Raw genomic sequence first — 17,232 nt, forward strand, 5'->3', positions numbered from 1 at the left:
TGGAGGCTAAAGTAATGCTGCTTTGATCAGTGGGGATCCGCCGGTACCAGCAGAACCTCGATCCCGGCATCATGCAAACCTGTTAGTAGTTCTGGTGGCAGGGCATCATCGGTGATTAGAGTATGAATTCGCTGAATATTAATGATCCTGTGTAGGCTGGAGCGGAAAAATTTGCTGGAGTCGGTGACTACAATGATTTTTTTTGCAACCTGGCACATGCAACGGTTAAGGCGCGCCTCATCCTCGTGATGGGTACTAACACCGCGTTCTAGGTCGATGCCATCCACCCCGAGAAACAGCAGGTCAAAATGATAGTTTTGCAGGGATTGCTCGGCCTGTGCCCCATAGAACGAGAGTGATTTGCGGCGCAGGTGGCCGCCGGTCATCAGCAGCTCGATCCCATCCGCCTCTAGCAGTTCATTGGCCACGTTCATGCCGTTGGTCATCACCAGGATCTCCTGATGTTCGCGCAGATGACGAGCTACCTCCAGTGTCGTAGTGCCTGAGTCGAGTATAAGGCGACTCCCGGGTTGCACCAGTGTGGCTGCCAGCGCGCCGATCCGCTGTTTGACTGGCGTATTGAGCACACTTTTGTCGGCAATGGTTCGCTCGGGTGCGGCCTGATTGGGTTCACACAACAGAGCGCCCCCATAGGCGCGTACAGCTATCCCTTGTTTTTCCAAGAATGCCAGATCGTTGCGAATGGTGACAGTAGACACCTGAAACTGTGCTGATAAGTCATTGACTTGTACGCTGCCATGGCTACGCAGTTGTTGGATGATACGCTCACGGCGTTCACTGGTGCCGATAGTACTTTTCTCGGTAATTTGCATTATTCCGCTCTGTCCGCATTGTTTGTCCGGTTTGCACATGGACTTTCACTTTATTGCATTTTGTGTATTAACGCTTAGAGGAGAATGCAAATCAAGCCTTCACCTTATGCTTTGTGACAGAAAAGTCACTTTAGCCAAATGCCTTTCCTTTCCTTTCCTTTTGTTTTTCGTGATCTATCTCATAAAACACATGGTCTTTCGTTTCGTTTTGCATTCAATGGGTTTACCTTTATGAAAAGAAATGAAATTTAGCTGCGGTTTTATTTGGTGGTATTGGAGGGTAAGTGAAAGGTATCGCTCAGATAATAGAAAGAAACAAGAATGGGGAAACAGCTGGCATCACCTCTGTGTGTTCTGCTCACCCGTTAGTGTTAGAAGCGGCACTAATGCTGGCCAAGAAAGAAGGAAGTGTCCTGCTTGTGGAGGCCACCTCTAATCAAGTGGATCAATTTGGTGGCTATACCGGTATGACACCTGCAGATTTTCGCGAACGTTTATACCAGTTGGCAGATCGCTGTGGTGTTGAGCGTGAGATGGTGATCCTTGGTGGCGATCACTTGGGTCCAAATCGATGGCAGGGACTTTCTGCTTCCGAAGCCATGGCACATGCAGAAACGCTTATTGCCACATATGTGGCGGCAGGTTTCAAAAAAATCCATCTTGACTGCAGTATGGCTTGTTCCGATGACCCTTTATCACTCAGTGATGAAGTGGTTGCCGAACGTGCAGCTAGGCTTGCGGTAGTTGCTGAGCGTACTTGTTACGAGAAGTTTGGGCGCTGCGACCTGATTTATGTAATTGGCACCGAAGTCCCCGTTCCTGGTGGGGCGCATGAAGATCTCTCAGAACTTGCGGTAACAACACCTCAGGCTGCGCGTTATACATTGGAAGCACATCGAGCGGCCTTTACTCGTCAAGGTTTGGGGGATGTATGGTCACGGGTCATTGCGTTGGTAGTACAGCCGGGCGTTGAATTTGATCATACGAGAGTGGTTGATTACCAAAGTGGCAAGGCTATTGGCTTGAGTCTGATGATCAAGGAATACCCCCACATGGTGTTTGAAGCCCACTCGACGGATTATCAAACACCGCAGGCTTACCAGCAGTTAGTACGTGATCACTTTGCGATTCTTAAAGTCGGCCCTGCGCTCACGTTTGCCCTGCGTGAAGCATTGTTCTCATTGGCTGCTATTGAATCTGAGTTGGTGACTGCCAGTGCCTGTTCCGGACTGCGCAATGTGCTCGAACAGACCATGTTGGAGCGGCCTGGATATTGGCAAAGCCACTATCAGGGAAGTCCTAATGACAGACGTTTGGCTCGAGGTTACAGCTATTCGGATCGGATCCGTTACTACTGGCCTGAGCAGCGGGTAGATGAAGCGTATGCATGTCTGTTGGCCAATCTGGAACAAGAGCAAATTCCGTTGCCACTGCTGAGCCAGTATCTACCAATCCAATATCAAAAAGTGCGTGAGGGGCTGCTTTCTGCAGATCCCCACAGTCTGATTCTTGATCAGGTTCAGGAAGTGCTGCGGCACTATTCTCGGGCTTGTTGTCCCCAGCCTGAAATGGCTATGTGAGGTATTACAGTCATGATTCTTGGTTATGAAAAAGAAACATTAATCGCAGCCAAAGGAATTGCTACTGCGAGTGAAATTCAACAACAGCCTGCGACATGGTTAGAAACATTAGGCATGGTCGATAAGGAAAGAAACGCCATAGATCAGTTTATTACTCCCTTACTAATGCAAGGTAATCTGCGAATTATTCTGACCGGCGCAGGGACATCTGCTTTTGCGGGGCGTGCGTTGGCCCCTTATTTATCGGCACGTCTTAACGGTAGAGTGGAGTCGATCCCCAGCACAGATATTGTTACTGATCCAAAAGAGTATCTGGACCAAGATACCCCGACGTTACTTGTTTCGTTTGCCCGTTCGGGAAACAGTCCTGAAAGTGTGGCAGCTGTTGATTTGGCTAGCAGTTTGGTAAGCAAATGTTACCACTTGGTTCTCACTTGCAATGCTGAAGGGAAACTATATCAGCGTTGTCAGAAGGAGGGTCGATCACTGGCACTGTTGATGCCGCCTCAGACCAATGATCGTAGTTTTGCCATGACAAGTAGTCTCACCAGCATGATGTTGACCTGCTTGACTGTATTTTTGCCGAAACGGTTCAACCAGCATGCTTGCACTTCACTGGCAGGCGTCAGTGAGGCCATCCTGAAACAGGTCGTTCAAACGGTGCCTGCATGGAATGAACCACTCCCACAACGAGTTATCTATCTTGGTAGTGGCAGTCTGCAGGGTGTTGCACAAGAAGCAGCGCTTAAGTTGCTGGAGCTGACCAGTGGGCGGTTAATTGCCATGTTCGATTCTCCTACCGGATTTCGTCACGGACCAAAATCAGTGGTCGATAGCAATACTTTAATCGTGCAGATGATCTCCAATGATCCCTATACACGACAATATGACCTTGATTTGTTAAATGAGCTGCGTCGTGATGGTGTTGCTGCACGAGTTGTTGCCCTGGCCGATATTCCTGACAATCGGATTGAGGCTGGTGAATATATTTACCTTCCACAGACTCAGCGCGGCGATGATGCAGAGCTGGCATTTTGTTACCTGCTTTATGCCCAGTTCTACGCATTCCATACATCCATGATGCTTGGTATCAATCCGGATAATCCATGTCCGAGCGGTCGTGTTAATCGAGTCGTGCAGGGGGTCACAATCTATCCGTATCCCGAGCAGAACTTGAGTAAACCGTCATGTGCAACAGTTTACTGAAGCAAAGTTATCCATCTGTGAACTGGTTCCAATTCACAGGAGCATGGACCCACTCTATGCGTTCAGAGTTGGGAAAGCTTTATTCAGGCGGTGTCAGGAATGATGGCATTAATTACCCGACAGGGGAGGATCTTTAATGGTCGAGCGGATCAGGGCGCGCCATCTGTTAACCGAAACAGGTTGGCGAGAGGCCTGCTGGCTAGAGCATGAGAATGGCTGGATAACGGCGATAGGCTCTCTCTCTCAAGAAAATATGGGGTTTGATGTCGAGCTGCTGGTGCCCGCGCTGATCGATGGTCATGTCCACGGCGGTGCCGGTGTCGATGTCATGGATAGCGATAGCAATGCCTTGGCTACCTTGTCGATGGCCAAGGCGGCAGAAGGGGTTGGCGCTTTTCTTGCCACCACGGTCACCGCACCACTCCCCGAGATAGAGCAAGCCCTTGATCGGATTGCCGATGGCGTTGCCCGCGGCATGCCGGGCGCCGAGCTGCTCGGCTGCTATCTGGAAGGCCCCTACTTCACGCCGGACAACAAGGGCGCCCACGATCAGGCGCTGTTTCGGGAGCTGGATATTGCCGAACTGACCCACCTGCAACAGCTGGCGCGCGGCAGCCTGAAGGTGGTCGCGCTGGCACCGGAAAAGCCCAACGCCATCGCGGCCATTCACCATCTTGCCGCAAACGGCGTGCGGGTGATGCTGGGCCACTCGGCGGCGGATCACGACACCACCATGGCGGCGCTGGCAGCGGGTGCCTCCGGGCTGGTGCACTGCTTCAACGGCATGCGCGGCCTGCACCACCGCGAACCCGGCATGGTCGGTGCAGGTCTTGTCCATCCCGCTGCCTGGCTGGAGCTGATCGCCGATGGCCATCATCTCCACCCGAGCGTGCTCAAGCTCTGTCACTGCTGCGCCGGTGAGCGCCTGCTCCTGGTCACGGATGCGATGCGTGCTGCAGGTATGCCCGACGGTCACTACCTGCTCGGCAACTATCGGGTCGAGATGAAAAACGGCGTGGTACGCACCGAAACCGGCGGTCTGGCGGGCAGCACCCTCACCCTGCTTGGCGCAGTACGCAACATGGTGCAGCTGGCGAACGTACCGCTCGATGAAGCCATCGCAATGGCCTCGCTGGCACCAGCAAAGATGCTCGGCATTGCCGATCGCCTCGGTTCACTGGCAGTTGGCAAACAGGCCAACCTGCTCGCTCTCACCACTGAACTCAATCAACAACACATCTGGGTGGCTGGCCGGGAGATAAACCCGACTCAGCTCTCCTCCCTTTTCTCAGGATCTCGCGTCAATCAGGACGCTCAGGAGTCACTATGTATCTGATCTCTTCCCATGAAATGCTCAAAGATGCCCAGCGCCGCGGCTACGCCGTACCGGCTTTCAACATCCACAACCTGGAAACTGTGCAGGTGGTGGCTCGCACCGCCGCTCGCATGCGCTCTCCGGTGATTTTGGCTGGCACCCCGGGCACCTATCGCCATGCCGGGGTCGAGTATCTGGTCTCCATCTGTCAGGCCGCGGCCCATGAGTACCGTATCCCGCTGGTGCTGCATCTGGATCACCACGAAGACGAGCAGGACATCCACAACAAGGTCGAAGCGGGTATTCGCTCCGCCATGATCGATGCCTCGCACTTTCCGTTTGAAGAGAACATCGAGAAGGTGCGCAGCGTGGTGACCTTCTGCCACCGCATGGGCGCCAGCGTCGAAGCGGAGCTTGGTCAGCTGGGCGGTCAGGAGGATGACCTCATCGTCGATGCCGCTCACGCCAAATTTACCGACCCGCTCAAGGCGGCAGAGTTTGTCCGCCGCACCGATATCGACTCGCTGGCCGTGGCCATCGGTACCGCTCACGGCCTCTACAAGGAGGAGCCCCGCCTCGACTTCGCCCGCCTCGCCGCCATTCGCGAGCAGGTGGATATTCCGCTGGTGCTGCACGGCGCCTCCGGCGTACCGGAGGCCGATGTGCGCCGCTGCATCGAACTCGGGATCTGCAAGGTCAACGTTGCGACCGAACTGAAGATCGCCTTCGCCGATGCGATGAAAGCCTTCCTTGGATCTCATCCGGATGCCAGCGACCCGCGCCAGTATCTGGTGCCCGCCATGGCCGCCATGGAGGAAGTTGTCGAGGCGAAAATCCGTATGTGTATGAGTGAGAACCGTATTTGATTTGGATAGGTTATCTATTGCCTGCGATGTATATCCGTTTGTTGACGTCTATTAACGTGCTGCAATGAGCTGGATTCATCTGTTTACTAGCCGCAAGTGAGATGCATTCTTATAGAAGAAATTAACCAGTTAGAAAAAGCATTGGGGAGGCTTCCTTCTTTCGATGTCTTTTTATTAACTTCGTGAAAGCGATCTCATTTTCGTTTTCTTTCAATTTATTAATGTCTGGACTGGCGTTAAGCTAAGTAAAACACAGTTAGTGCGGCGGGGACGAATAACGACATCAGGTATGTGCCTGCAAGCATAATGATGTTGCTAGTTAATTTAATCAGATGGCTTAGTGTGTTGCCTGCATATATGCCGGTATGCCTATAACATAGGAATGAAATATATGACAACTCCAAATATTGTATGGACTAGGATTGATGAACGTTTGTTACACGGACAAATTCGTATCACATGGGGTAAACACACAGAGGCGAATCTGATTCTTGTTGCTAATGATGATGCAGCAGAAGGCCCCAATGCTGCCTTTATGCAAGCTGGTATGAAAGCTTCCGCAGGTGGAGAATATGCAGTTAGATTTTTTACTATTAAAAAGACAATTGATGTGATTCATAATGCATCAGATAAACAGCGAATATTTATTCTTTGTAATAACCCGACAGATGTTGCTCGTTTGGTAGAGGGAGGGGTTCCGATCACCCACTGCAATATCGGGAATATGCATTATCATGAAGGCAAGAAGCAAATCGCAAAAACAGTGTCTGTTGATGATAATGATATTAAAGCATTTGAGAGCATGACCCAAAAGGGGGTATGTTGCACGGTTCAAAATACACCTGATCAAAACGCATTGGATATCTTTGAACTGGTTAACGGCGCCGCCTGACATTAAAAAATAAGATATATTTACATTTACTTTCAAAAAGGAATTAAGCATGTTTTTCGAAGCTATGCTTGTCGCAATATGGGCATTTTTTTGTGGTATCGATAAATATGATGTCGCACTAAATATCCACCGCCCGATTATAACCGGTCCGGTAGTTGGATTGATTATGGGGGATATGCAAATTGGCTTGGTTGCGGGGGCTACTCTGGAGTTAGCTTGGTTAGGATTGGTACCTAACGCAGGTGCTCAGCCACCTGATGTCACAATGGGCACCATCGCAGCAGTCGCATTTGCTGTGATGACTGGTCAATCCGCAGAAGTGGCTATGGGTGTCGGGATGCCCATCGCGGTCCTGATGCAGATGTTAGTGATTGGTTTCTTTGCATTGACTTCTTTCACTATGGGTAAGGCGGATCGTTACGCTGAACAAGGTGATGCATCTGGTATCGATCGATTACTGATAGCGACTATTTCACTTCGCTCAATGCTATACGCTGTTGTCGCATTTGCTACAGTCTATTTTGGTGAACATGGTGCAACCTGGATTGATGAAAATGCACCAACGGTATTGTTAGAAGGGCTAGGGATTGGTGCCAAGATGGTACCAGCGATTGGTTTCGCCATGCTGCTAAAAATCATGTGGTCCAAAGAAGTTGCAGGGGTGTTTTTTATCGGTTTTGTAATGACAACCTACTTGAAGTTGCCAATCATGGCTGTTGCAATCTTGGGCGCATCTGCCGCAGCACTTTATTACTTCTTTAGTGGAAATACCAACTCAAACAAGCAAGCAGAGGAATTTGAAGATGGCATCTGATATTACAATGTCTCCACTGAGGAACAATGTCGAGGCATCTCAAGTAAAAAATCATTCATTGGTAGATAATATCGATGCTTATGAAGATACCGCTGTACGTAAAGTCATCACCAAGAAAGATTTGTGGATCTGTTCTTTACGTGGCTTGTTTATGGAGGGCAACTTCAACTTTGAACGAATGCAGGGTGGTGGTTTTGCGTACTCCATTATTCCTGCTTTAAAAAAGATTCATGGTAATAATAGAAATGATCTAGCCAAAGCATTGAAAAATCATCTGCAGTTCTTCAATGCAAGTCCGAAATTATTTACCTTCCTGCTAGGTACAGCTATCGCAATGGAAGAGAATAAAGAAAAACCGTCTACTGTCAACGTAATGAAAGTGGCTGGTATGGGCCCTACCGGTGGTATTGGCGATGCGATCGACCACATGACGTTGATGCCATTGACATTAGCACTGGGGGCGTCGATTGCCATTGAAGGATCGATTGCTGGTCCGTTTGTTTTCTTCCTGCTGTATCAGATTGTGCACTTTTTTGTTTATTTTGGTTTGATGTTCATGGGATACCGTGCTGGTACTGCAGCGATGGTAAACATGAGTGATGCAACAGAAAAGTTGGCAAAAGCTGCCAATATCATGGGTATTTTCGTAATCGGCGCACTATCGGCAACATTTATCAAGTTACAGACGACAGCATCCTTAGAGCTCGGTGGTAAAACGGTAGAGCTTCAAGCTTCGTTGTTTGACAAAATCATGCCTAATCTATTGCCGTTAGCATTGGTATTTTTTATGTTCAAGATGGTTAAGGGGACCGGGTTCTGGGCGAAGCCACCAGTGCTTATTTTCTCAACCTTGGCCGCTGGGGTAGTCGGGCATTACCTTGGGATTATTTAAATACGCTGATAAATACTAATGGGGTGGGATATCCCCCACCTATTTAAGAGGGATAAATTACATGATCGGTATTGTAGTGTCTGGACATATCAACTTTGCATCCGGAATGCAGTCTGCAATGAAAGCGATTGTGGGGGAGCCGGAGCAGATGCGCTTCGTCGACTTTGTCGAGTCCATGTCGACGGATGATTTGGAGACTGCTCTGAGAAATGCAGCTCAGGAAGTTAACTCTGACGATGGCGTACTGTTTTTAACAGATATTCCTGGCGGTTCACCAGCAAATCGAGCATCCGTCATTTTAATGGATTCTGATCAGGTAGAGGTATTGTCTGGGGTTAACTTACCAATGATTGCAAATGCCGCATTTGAACGTGACGGTGCATCATTGCATGAGCTGGTCGATATTCTTCAAGATATTGGTAAAAGTACAATTCAGGATATGAGAAAGGCACTGGAGGCTGCCATTGTTGAGGAGTGCATTAGTGAGGAAGAGGGTCTTTAATAATGCTCTTCATTCATTATTACGTGGGAGTCTTATAAGGTGTTTGCCCCTGCATTATAAGGAATTAGTTTTCACGACTTCTTTGTCATGAATGAACAGTCAGTAATGCACTGATGGCTAGTTATTTTCATCGATGTCAGTGGCTGTGGTTATAACTTGAGGTTTTAAAATGGAAATTCGTCACCCCATACACAGTGAACATGCGAAACACTTAGATACAAGTGGCCTGCGTCGCCATTTTCTGATCGAAGAGATGTTCCAGCAGAATAAAATCAATCTTACCTATAGTCACATAGACCGTATCATCGTTGGTGCCGCTGTACCGCTTGGTGAGCCTCTTTCCCTGGAAGGTGGGAAGGAGATCGGGGTTGAGTTCTTTCTACAACGTCGTGAGTTGGGTGTGATCAACATCGGTGAGCCAGGTTTGGTGACTGTTGATGGTAAGACTTTTGAGATTGGTGCTCGTGAGGCTCTCTATGTTGGCATGGGGGCGCGTGAAATTGTATTTTCTAGCGTAAAACCGGAGCATCCTGCACGTTTTTATCTTAATTGTGCTCCGGCTCATCATGCTTATCCGACACGCAAAATTTCTCGTGAAGAGGCTGCTCCGGAATCTTTGGGAAGTCAGGGAAATTGTAACGTTCGTACCATCTATAAATACTTGCATCCTTCGGTACTGCCGACTTGCCAGTTGCTGATGGGAATGACAGAACTCGCTCCAGGCAATCTGTGGAATACCATGCCTTGTCATACCCACGAACGCCGCATGGAGGTTTATCTCTATTTTGATATGAGTGAGAACAACCTGGTTTTCCACTACATGGGGGAACCTCAGGAGACTCGGCATCTGGTGGTACGTAATGAACAGGCGGTAATCAGTCCGAGTTGGTCTATCCACTCTGGTGTCGGTACTTCGGCTTACACCTTCATTTGGGGCATGGTCGGTGAAAACCAGACTTTCCACGATATGGATCATGTTGCCATGAGTGATTTGAAGTAAACCCTACCAATTAATTTATGCGGGTTGCTTGACGCAAGCCAATCCGCCTTGTCGCAGGAAGAAATATGAACATGTTTGATCTCATGGGTAAAGTCGCTATGGTGACCGGCTGTAATACCGGTCTTGGACAGGGCATGGCATTGGGTCTTGCGCAGGCTGGGGCTGATATCGTTGGTGTCGGTTACGAACCTGCTGCTGAGACACAGGCAGCCATTGAAGCAATGGGCCGGAAATTTCACTACATCACAGCAAATTTGATGCAACAGGACTTGCTGGGTGCAATTGTCTCAGAAGCTGTCGAAGTAATGGGTGGTGTAGATATTCTAGTGAATAATGCTGGTATTATTCGCCGTCAGGATATTCTCGAGTTTACAAATAAGGATTGGGATGACGTGATTAATATCAACCAAAAGACGGTATTTTTCTTGTCACAGGCGGTAGCCAAGCAATTTGTTAAACAAGGTCGGGGTGGCAAGATCATCAATATTGCCTCAATGCTCTCGTTCCAGGGCGGTGTGAGAGTTCCTTCCTATACAGCCAGTAAGTCTGCGGTAATGGGTCTGACGAGAGCTCTGGCCACTGAACTTGCTCATCACGGCATTAATGTTAATGCCATTGCGCCAGGCTATATGGCAACAGATAACACAGCTGCTTTACGTGCAGACGAGGCTCGTAACAACGCAATATTGGAACGGATCCCAGCGAATCGTTGGGGTGCACCATCTGATCTGGCTGGCCCTGCGGTATTCTTGGCATCTGCTGCCAGTGACTATGTGAACGGCTACACATTGGCCGTTGATGGCGGCTGGCTGGCTCGTTGATAAGGAGAGCTGACTATGTCATCAGTAGCTAGAGCTGAGGTGCTGGCAGCGATGAAGCGTGTATATCGCTATCAAGCGGCCCATCAGACCCGTAGTGTGATTCGTCGTAGTGGCAAGGTTCGATTTATTAAAGATACAGATTGGGAGCGGGGGGTATTTTGGTCTTGTGTTGCGAATGCATGGCAAGCAACGGATGACACGGAGTACCTGGACGGGGTGATGAACTACACCCTGCATACCGGCTTTCGGGCCGGCCCCAACCCACGATTTGCTGATGATCACGTGTGCTGCCAGGCCTACCTGGATGTCTATCCATTGGTCAACCAGATTGAAGCGCTGGAGCCGACCATCAAGGCCCTCGATTTGATGCTGGAGTCACCTGCTCCTGGCCGTCAGGATTGGTGGTGGTGTGACTCTTTATTTATGGCCCCCCCCGTGTTTGCTGGGCTCTCCCAACTGACAGGTGATCACAAGTATCTGGATTATATGGAGCCTGCATTTTGGGATGCGGTGGATCATTTATTTGATCCACAAACCGGCCTTTTCTTTCGTGATCATCGCTATATCCCTGATGGAAAAGGGGGGGAGTTGCGTGAAGCAAATGGAGAGCTGGTTTTCTGGAGTCGAGGGGTGGGTTGGGTACTGGCCAGTATCCCTCGCTTGCTAGCACGAATGCCTGATGACCATCCCTCACGGAAACGTTACTTGACACTGTTTTGCGGCTTGGCCAAGACAATATGTCGTTATCAACAGCCGGATGGATTTTGGCGTACCAGTTTGCTTGATCCGGAGCATTTCCCCGCTCCAGAAAGCAGTGCAACGTCATTGTTTTGTTATGGTTTGGCCTGGGGGATCAATCAGGGGATTCTGGCTCGTGATGAGTACCTCCCATCTGTACTTTCATCCTGGCAAGCATTACTCGGTTGCATTCATGAAAATGGCATGATGGGTTGGGTGCAGTTGCCTGCATTTAATCCCCGTGATGTTCAGCGAGACCATAATATTGACTATGGTGCCGGCGTATTTTTGCTTGCTGCCACAGAGGTGATGCAACTCGTATAGTGTCGTGGCGTACATAAGTCGCAATGATATGAAAACCCAGTTCAGTTGGCTGGGTTTTTTCTTTTATGTGTTTTCATTTTCTTTTTGCCCGTTGTGTTAATTGTGAGTCGACACAACAAATACTTTCATATGGTTTCGTATACTACGGTTACAGCTTCAATTTTTAAAGTATCGGTATCAATGAGCATTATTCAAAAGAGTCAAACAGCATTTCATATGATGGCGAAGCCAACAGGCTATCGCTGTAATCTCAAGTGTGAGTACTGTTTTTATCTGGAGAAAGAACACACCATTCATCAGGATAGTCCCACTGCATCACAGACTATGTCAGATGCGACCCTGAAGCGTTACATCCGGGAATATATCCGCTCTCAACATAGCCAGCAGATAGACTTCTCATGGCAGGGGGGAGAACCGACTCTCGCAGGCTTGGATTTTTATCGCAATGTGGTTGCGTATCAACAGCAATATGCGGATGGAAAGCATATTACCAACAGCTTTCAAACCAATGCGATCGGGATTAATCGCCAATGGGCCGATTTTTTTGCCAAGCATAATTTCTTGGTTGGTGTGTCAGTAGATGGACTACAAAGTGTGCACGACGCATATCGTGTTTCAGTGAATGGTAACCCAACATTTGAGCGGGTACAGCATGCGATAGAATTACTGACGGAGTTTGGCGTAGAGTTTAACACCCTGACTGTAATTAATGATAAAAATTGGGATAAGGGGCGTGACACCTATCTTGCGCTGAAAAAACTGGGGGCAAATTTCATGCAATTTATTCCTTTGGTTGAGTTGTCACCTGCTAGTCAGGCTGATAATAATGGCCATTATACACCTATGCCAAATCCAAAATTAATGGATTTCTCTGTGCCTGCACATGGATATGGTCGCTTTATGAATGATGTATTTGATGAGTGGTGTAGGGCTGATATTGGTAAAGTTTTTATTCGCATATTTGACAGTATATTAGCTGTATGGATGGGATATCCCGCTTCTCTATGCATTCACTCAAAAGAGTGTGGGCAGGCAATCGTCATTGAGGCCAATGGTGATCTTTATTCTTGTGATCATTATGTATATCCGGCCAACAAACTGGGCAATATCCATCTACATTCACTTGTCAGTATGGCTACGGGCAAGATGCAAAAAAGATTTGGTACCGCAAAGTCACAGAAATTGACCGAGCAATGCAAGCGATGTGAGGTCTATTCACTTTGTTATGGTGGATGTCCAAAACATCGAGTGTTATCGATATCCGGAGAGCGGTATCGTCATAATTATCTCTGCACATCATATCGCCAAATATTTTATCATACTGCTCCCAAAATGCAGATGATGGCTGAGGAGATACAACGTGGTGGAATTTCAGCGAATGTTATGCATAGGCTTGGGTAATGCTAGAGACATAATTAAAGCATTGCTTTACCTCAGCATTGATAATATGAGTATACATAATATTTTATCTGTTAGATAGCCATGTAATTATTTGAATATGAGAAGGTTTAAATGAGTGACATTAAAATAACTAAACGACCAATTGTCCCGTATGAAAATCCGGACTGGGCCATGTATTTTCATCTTTTTCAAGAAAACTTACTAAGATTTTTTCACAAAAAACGTTCATATACACACAATGATAATCATATAGCAAAGGTTTTCTCGATACCTCAGGCTGGATTAAAATATCAGTGTAATGAGTTAGTAAAATATGTGGCTGAGGCGTTTGATCATTATGCTGTTTGGGATTATACCCATGCTTATTATCCCGGACGACCAAGCCAGCAGAGTGCTCGAACTGATGCCATGGAGGGGGCTAGCCGGTTGTTACCTACTTTGGCTGCCTGGTTATATTCAAAGGGGCCAAATGAAAGCAATTTAGCCTTGGCAGATGGTCGGCAGTTATCGCCGGCAGATATCATTCATGCAGCTTTTCTTGCTGGAACAGACCCCAATCACCCAGGCTTTTGGGGAGTGATGCATGACTGCGATCAACGTATCTGTGAAAGTGCGGATTTAGCATTGACTCTATGGTTGAGCAGGGAACATGTTTGGATAAGATTTAATCATGATGAACAAGCTAGAATAGTAGCTTGGTTTAGTCAGGTAAATACATTAATTACTGTTGATAATAATTGGCATTTATTTCCACTGACCGTTCAGTTTGTCCTGAAATCGTTAGCTGGTGTGGATCATGTAGACCATGATAAATACGAAAGGATTAAAGAGTTTCATGTTGGCGCTGGGTGGTTTCGCGATGGTGCATTAGGTAACTATGACTATTATAATGCGTGGGGTTTTCATTACTCATTTTATTGGCTAGACCAAATCCTTCCTGATTTTGACCCTGAGTTTATTCGTGGCACTCTAGCTGAATTTGTTGCTTCCTATCGTTATTTTTTCACTACGCAGGGATTACCCTTTTTTGGCCGTAGTGCTTGCTATCGACTAGCTGCAGCAGCCCCTCTGATTGCAGCTGCAGATCACGGCATCTTGCCACCAGGTGAAGTGAAGCATGCTTTTAGTTCTTCGCTTTCTTATTTTATTTCGAATGGGGCATTGAAAGCAGGCCTTCCAACCCAAGGAGTATTTGGGTGTGATGATAGGTTAATAGATAACTACAGTGGCCCAGCAAGTAGCCTCTGGTCTTTGCGGGCCTTGAATATGGCTCTCTATTGCGGGGATCGAAGTGGTCTCTGGGAGGCGAAACCATTACCACTACCGGTCGAGCAAGGTGATTTTACTCTTGCGATACCTGCTATTGGACTCCAGCTGCAGGGTGTAAGGGAAACAAATGAAGTGGTTGCGCTGTTTCGTTTTGATTATACCGCGCAGCAGAGTCCTTTGACGCGACGTTTGGAGCAGCAACGCTGGTGGAATCGTTGTAAAGAATGGGTCATAGGAAGGGCAGAAAGACCGAAAAACAATCTGCTTCGAAAGGGAGTTACCTGTTACACCTCAAAAATGTTTCATTTTTTCTAGTGTAACTTACGATTCTTTTTTATTTTATGTGATCAAGATCTTTGCGATTGTCATTTCGTTTCGTTATTCTTCCATTGTAGTTTAAATCGAAACTATTGGGGCATGATGTGTTCCAGTGCCAGTAAGATACTTGCAACATGGAACGTGTTTGCTCGTTGCAAACTTATGAACTGGGTATGCGGGAATGCGTCAACTCTTTCACTGATAGTGAATGGTGACTCATATGTACCTTACGATTAAGGTGAATAACTCAAATGGATAAACAACCTGATGGTATCGCGCTTCTCGGTGAGTGCATGGTTGAATTGAGCGGACCTGCATTCGGCATTCAGCAGCAAGCGTTTGGGGGCGATACCCTGAATACCGCTATTTATCTCTCTAGATTATTACCAGATCTATTTCCTCGTTATGTTACTGTACTGGGCCATGATCATTACAGCAATGGTATGTTGGAACGTTGGAAAGAAGAGCAGATAGATTGCTCTATGATATTGCGAGATCAGAAGCGGCTTCCTGGCCTGTATGCCATCGAGATAGATAAGCAGGGGGAGCGTTGTTTCCATTATTGGCGTAATGAATCCGCAGCACGTTTTCTCTGTCAGCATGAGAAATTTACATCATGTATGGATAAACTACATAGTTTAGAGTTGCTTTACCTCTCTGGGATCAGTATCGCTATTTTACCTGAAGAGGATAAGGAGATATTGATTTTGGCTTTACAGTCACTTAAAGCAGCTGGTGTCACGATTGTATTTGACTCAAATTATCGTCCTCGTCTCTGGAATAATCATGCTCATGCGGCAATGTGGATTAATCGGTTATATCAACTGTGTGATATTGCGTTGGTAACTGCAGATGATGAAAGTTTGCTGCTGGATGAACCTCAGAGTTCAGAGATGATTATTGAGCGTTTGCACCATCTTGGTGTTAGCCAAGTTATTATCAAATTGGGTAAAGAAGGTGCTATGTGGTCCGTACTGAATGTTGGCTGTGGATTGAGTCGAGGTGAACAGGTCCAGAATGTGATCGATACGACAGCTGCTGGTGATTCGTTTAACGCGGGGTTTTTGGCTGCTCGACATCATAAGCTATCGGTAGCGGAGTGTTGCCGATGGGGTAACAAGGTCGCTGCAGAAGTTATACAGCATCGAGGCGCCATCATTGGCCGCCACTATATTGAGACGTTAACGAAGGAGTTGAAATCATGATGAGCAGGTGGCAAGAGCGGTTGGGGAAATTAAAAGTAGCCCCAGTGATTCAGATCGACAATGCCATGGATGCAGCCATGTTGGGTTCAACTTTGGTTGAAAATGGTTTGCCTGCTGCCGAGATCACCTTTCGCACTCCAGCAGCAGCAGAAGCTATTCGTCAAATAAAGGCAACAATCCCTGATATTATTCTTTGCGCTGGAACAGTATTGACACGGGAGCAAGCGGATCAAGCTATTAGTGCCGGTGCTGACTTTGTGATCAGTCCCGGATTGAATCCAAATATTATTAAATACTGTCAGGATGCAGAGGTCGGGATTATTCCAGGTGTAAATAATCCTAGCCAAATAGAACAGGGGTTGGAGCTGGGACTTCAACTATTGAAATTCTTTCCCGCAGAAGCCTCTGGTGGTGTAGCTATGCTGAAGTCGCTGGCAGGACCATATCCCCAAGTTAGATTTATGCCTACCGGAGGAATTAACTTGAGTAATTTGCTGAGCTATCTGGCATTGCCGCAAGTATTAGCCTGCGGTGGTACTTGGATTGCCACTCCGTCAGCTATTAATGGTCATGATTGGGACTCTATTGGTCTTAATGTGAAAAATACTATCAGTTTGATTTCTAAGGGTTCCGTATGAATGGTTTTAAACATGTGGCGGTGCTATTGGCTGATGGATTCGAAGAGGCTGAAGCGGTCGTATTTATCGATATAATGCGAAGGCTGGATATTAAAGTAGATGTACTCTCATGCATGGCAATAACAAAAATATCAACATATTTCGGTACCAGAATTGAGGCTGATGCTCTTCTGGATGAAAGGGTAGATTTTCTGTATGACGCCATTATGATGCCTGGTGGCCCCAAAGGAACCGACAATCTTTTTGGTTCTTTATATGTTCACAAGTTCATTACAAATCATATTGCTAACAATAAATTAATTTGTGCGCTTTGTTCTTCAGGTGCAAAGGTTCTTGCTGCACATAACTTGTTACAACATCATCAATATACCTGTGGCAGCGGATTGGAGAAGAAGTTTTCTGATGGTGCATATGTTGATAAAAAAGTTGTTGTGGATGGGCAGTTCATCACAGGCAAGGGCCTCGGTGTCAGTTTTGAATTTGCATTTACTGTTGCCCATCACTTATTAAGTGACAATCAAGCTAAGGTAGATTGGCAAGCACAACATATCTATTTTGAACATTGGCCGCTGTCTGAATTGGATAATGGTTAGTTTTGGCAAGGTGCTGATGGTTTAT

At 47.2% G+C, this 17,232-nt stretch carries 17 protein-coding genes; 16 read left to right on the top strand and 1 reads right to left on the bottom strand.

Annotated features, from left to right (window positions below; all coding sequences use genetic code 11):
* Window positions 1–26 precede the first annotated feature (26 nt).
* Window positions 27–833 carry a DeoR family transcriptional regulator gene (locus G5179_RS05230; protein ID WP_421230738.1) on the bottom strand — a complete coding sequence of 269 codons (807 nt, stop codon included), beginning with the start codon at window positions 831–833 and terminating at the stop codon, window positions 27–29.
* Between the two features lie 284 nt (window positions 834–1,117).
* Between G5179_RS05230 and kbaZ the strand changes: the two genes are divergently transcribed.
* From kbaZ to G5179_RS05310, 16 genes are all read left to right on the top strand, one after another.
* On the top strand, window positions 1,118–2,413 hold the full coding sequence (gene kbaZ, locus G5179_RS05235) for a tagatose-bisphosphate aldolase subunit KbaZ (RefSeq protein ID WP_421258001.1): 1,296 nt from the start codon (window positions 1,118–1,120) through the stop codon (window positions 2,411–2,413).
* Between the two features lie 12 nt (window positions 2,414–2,425).
* Complete coding sequence (locus G5179_RS05240; RefSeq protein ID WP_216951767.1) at window positions 2,426–3,619, top strand: SIS domain-containing protein; 1,194 nt, start codon at window positions 2,426–2,428, stop codon at window positions 3,617–3,619.
* Window positions 3,620–3,755: 136 nt separating this feature from the next.
* A complete protein-coding gene (nagA, locus tag G5179_RS05245) occupies window positions 3,756–4,955 on the top strand; it encodes an N-acetylglucosamine-6-phosphate deacetylase (RefSeq protein ID WP_421258002.1) in 1,200 nt (399 codons plus the stop codon).
* On the top strand, window positions 4,946–5,800 hold the full coding sequence (locus G5179_RS05250) for a tagatose bisphosphate family class II aldolase (RefSeq protein WP_421230734.1): 855 nt from the start codon (window positions 4,946–4,948) through the stop codon (window positions 5,798–5,800). Before nagA ends, G5179_RS05250 begins: the two co-directional genes overlap by 10 nt.
* A 391-nt stretch (window positions 5,801–6,191) precedes the next feature.
* The gene (agaV, locus tag G5179_RS05255; RefSeq protein WP_216951764.1) at window positions 6,192–6,692 is read left to right on the top strand and encodes a PTS N-acetylgalactosamine transporter subunit IIB; all 501 of its coding nucleotides are present in this window, start codon (window positions 6,192–6,194) and stop codon (window positions 6,690–6,692) included.
* A gap of 49 nt (window positions 6,693–6,741) precedes the next feature.
* Window positions 6,742–7,506 (top strand): PTS N-acetylgalactosamine transporter subunit IIC, encoded by a 765-nt coding sequence (gene agaW, locus G5179_RS05260; RefSeq protein ID WP_421230733.1) that lies wholly within the window; start codon window positions 6,742–6,744, stop codon window positions 7,504–7,506.
* The gene (locus G5179_RS05265; protein WP_216951762.1) at window positions 7,496–8,398 is read left to right on the top strand and encodes a PTS system mannose/fructose/sorbose family transporter subunit IID; all 903 of its coding nucleotides are present in this window, start codon (window positions 7,496–7,498) and stop codon (window positions 8,396–8,398) included. Before agaW ends, G5179_RS05265 begins: the two co-directional genes overlap by 11 nt.
* A 61-nt stretch (window positions 8,399–8,459) precedes the next feature.
* Entirely contained in the window at window positions 8,460–8,900 is a 441-nt protein-coding gene (gene agaF / locus G5179_RS05270) for a PTS galactosamine/N-acetylgalactosamine transporter subunit IIA (protein WP_167566946.1), read from the top strand.
* A gap of 169 nt (window positions 8,901–9,069) precedes the next feature.
* A complete protein-coding gene (kduI, locus tag G5179_RS05275; RefSeq protein ID WP_421258003.1) occupies window positions 9,070–9,900 on the top strand; it encodes a 5-dehydro-4-deoxy-D-glucuronate isomerase in 831 nt (276 codons plus the stop codon).
* Window positions 9,901–9,965: 65 nt separating this feature from the next.
* Window positions 9,966–10,721: a 2-dehydro-3-deoxy-D-gluconate 5-dehydrogenase KduD gene (gene kduD, locus G5179_RS05280; RefSeq protein ID WP_213393752.1), complete on the top strand. Its 756-nt coding sequence runs from the start codon at window positions 9,966–9,968 to the stop codon at window positions 10,719–10,721.
* A gap of 15 nt (window positions 10,722–10,736) precedes the next feature.
* Window positions 10,737–11,783, top strand: a complete 1,047-nt coding sequence (locus G5179_RS05285) for a glycoside hydrolase family 88/105 protein (RefSeq protein WP_421258004.1) — start codon at window positions 10,737–10,739, stop codon at window positions 11,781–11,783.
* A 180-nt stretch (window positions 11,784–11,963) separates the two neighbouring features.
* Window positions 11,964–13,184, top strand: coding sequence for an anaerobic sulfatase maturase (locus G5179_RS05290; RefSeq protein ID WP_421258005.1), 1,221 nt, complete (start codon window positions 11,964–11,966; stop codon window positions 13,182–13,184).
* 111 nt (window positions 13,185–13,295) lie between these two features.
* Window positions 13,296–14,768, top strand: a complete 1,473-nt coding sequence (locus tag G5179_RS05295) for a DUF2264 domain-containing protein (protein ID WP_421258006.1) — start codon at window positions 13,296–13,298, stop codon at window positions 14,766–14,768.
* 254 nt (window positions 14,769–15,022) lie between these two features.
* Window positions 15,023–15,976, top strand: coding sequence for a sugar kinase (locus G5179_RS05300; protein ID WP_216951757.1), 954 nt, complete (start codon window positions 15,023–15,025; stop codon window positions 15,974–15,976).
* A complete protein-coding gene (locus G5179_RS05305; RefSeq protein ID WP_421258007.1) occupies window positions 15,973–16,614 on the top strand; it encodes a bifunctional 4-hydroxy-2-oxoglutarate aldolase/2-dehydro-3-deoxy-phosphogluconate aldolase in 642 nt (213 codons plus the stop codon). Before G5179_RS05300 ends, G5179_RS05305 begins: the two co-directional genes overlap by 4 nt.
* Window positions 16,611–17,207 carry a DJ-1/PfpI family protein gene (locus tag G5179_RS05310; RefSeq protein WP_216951756.1) on the top strand — a complete coding sequence of 199 codons (597 nt, stop codon included), beginning with the start codon at window positions 16,611–16,613 and terminating at the stop codon, window positions 17,205–17,207. Before G5179_RS05305 ends, G5179_RS05310 begins: the two co-directional genes overlap by 4 nt.
* Window positions 17,208–17,232 lie beyond the last annotated feature (25 nt).

Source organism: Aeromonas sp. 600886 (assembly GCF_049174935.1).
GTDB lineage: Bacteria > Pseudomonadota > Gammaproteobacteria > Enterobacterales > Aeromonadaceae > Aeromonas > Aeromonas veronii_A.

Excerpts from the sequence above, each read along its gene's own strand:
- G5179_RS05230 (WP_421230738.1), bottom strand. The coding sequence starts at position 833 with ATGCAAATTACCGAGAAAAGTACTATCGGCACCAGTGAACGCCGTGAG.
- G5179_RS05240 (WP_216951767.1), top strand. The coding sequence starts at position 2,426 with ATGATTCTTGGTTATGAAAAAGAAACATTAATCGCAGCCAAAGGAATT.
- nagA (WP_421258002.1), top strand. The coding sequence starts at position 3,756 with ATGGTCGAGCGGATCAGGGCGCGCCATCTGTTAACCGAAACAGGTTGG.
- G5179_RS05250 (WP_421230734.1), top strand. The coding sequence starts at position 4,946 with ATGTATCTGATCTCTTCCCATGAAATGCTCAAAGATGCCCAGCGCCGC.
- agaV (WP_216951764.1), top strand. The coding sequence starts at position 6,192 with ATGACAACTCCAAATATTGTATGGACTAGGATTGATGAACGTTTGTTA.
- agaW (WP_421230733.1), top strand. The coding sequence starts at position 6,742 with ATGTTTTTCGAAGCTATGCTTGTCGCAATATGGGCATTTTTTTGTGGT.
- G5179_RS05265 (WP_216951762.1), top strand. The coding sequence starts at position 7,496 with ATGGCATCTGATATTACAATGTCTCCACTGAGGAACAATGTCGAGGCA.
- agaF (WP_167566946.1), top strand. The coding sequence starts at position 8,460 with ATGATCGGTATTGTAGTGTCTGGACATATCAACTTTGCATCCGGAATG.
- kduI (WP_421258003.1), top strand. The coding sequence starts at position 9,070 with ATGGAAATTCGTCACCCCATACACAGTGAACATGCGAAACACTTAGAT.
- kduD (WP_213393752.1), top strand. The coding sequence starts at position 9,966 with ATGAACATGTTTGATCTCATGGGTAAAGTCGCTATGGTGACCGGCTGT.
- G5179_RS05285 (WP_421258004.1), top strand. The coding sequence starts at position 10,737 with ATGTCATCAGTAGCTAGAGCTGAGGTGCTGGCAGCGATGAAGCGTGTA.
- G5179_RS05290 (WP_421258005.1), top strand. The coding sequence starts at position 11,964 with ATGAGCATTATTCAAAAGAGTCAAACAGCATTTCATATGATGGCGAAG.
- G5179_RS05295 (WP_421258006.1), top strand. The coding sequence starts at position 13,296 with ATGAGTGACATTAAAATAACTAAACGACCAATTGTCCCGTATGAAAAT.
- G5179_RS05300 (WP_216951757.1), top strand. The coding sequence starts at position 15,023 with ATGGATAAACAACCTGATGGTATCGCGCTTCTCGGTGAGTGCATGGTT.
- G5179_RS05305 (WP_421258007.1), top strand. The coding sequence starts at position 15,973 with ATGATGAGCAGGTGGCAAGAGCGGTTGGGGAAATTAAAAGTAGCCCCA.
- G5179_RS05310 (WP_216951756.1), top strand. The coding sequence starts at position 16,611 with ATGAATGGTTTTAAACATGTGGCGGTGCTATTGGCTGATGGATTCGAA.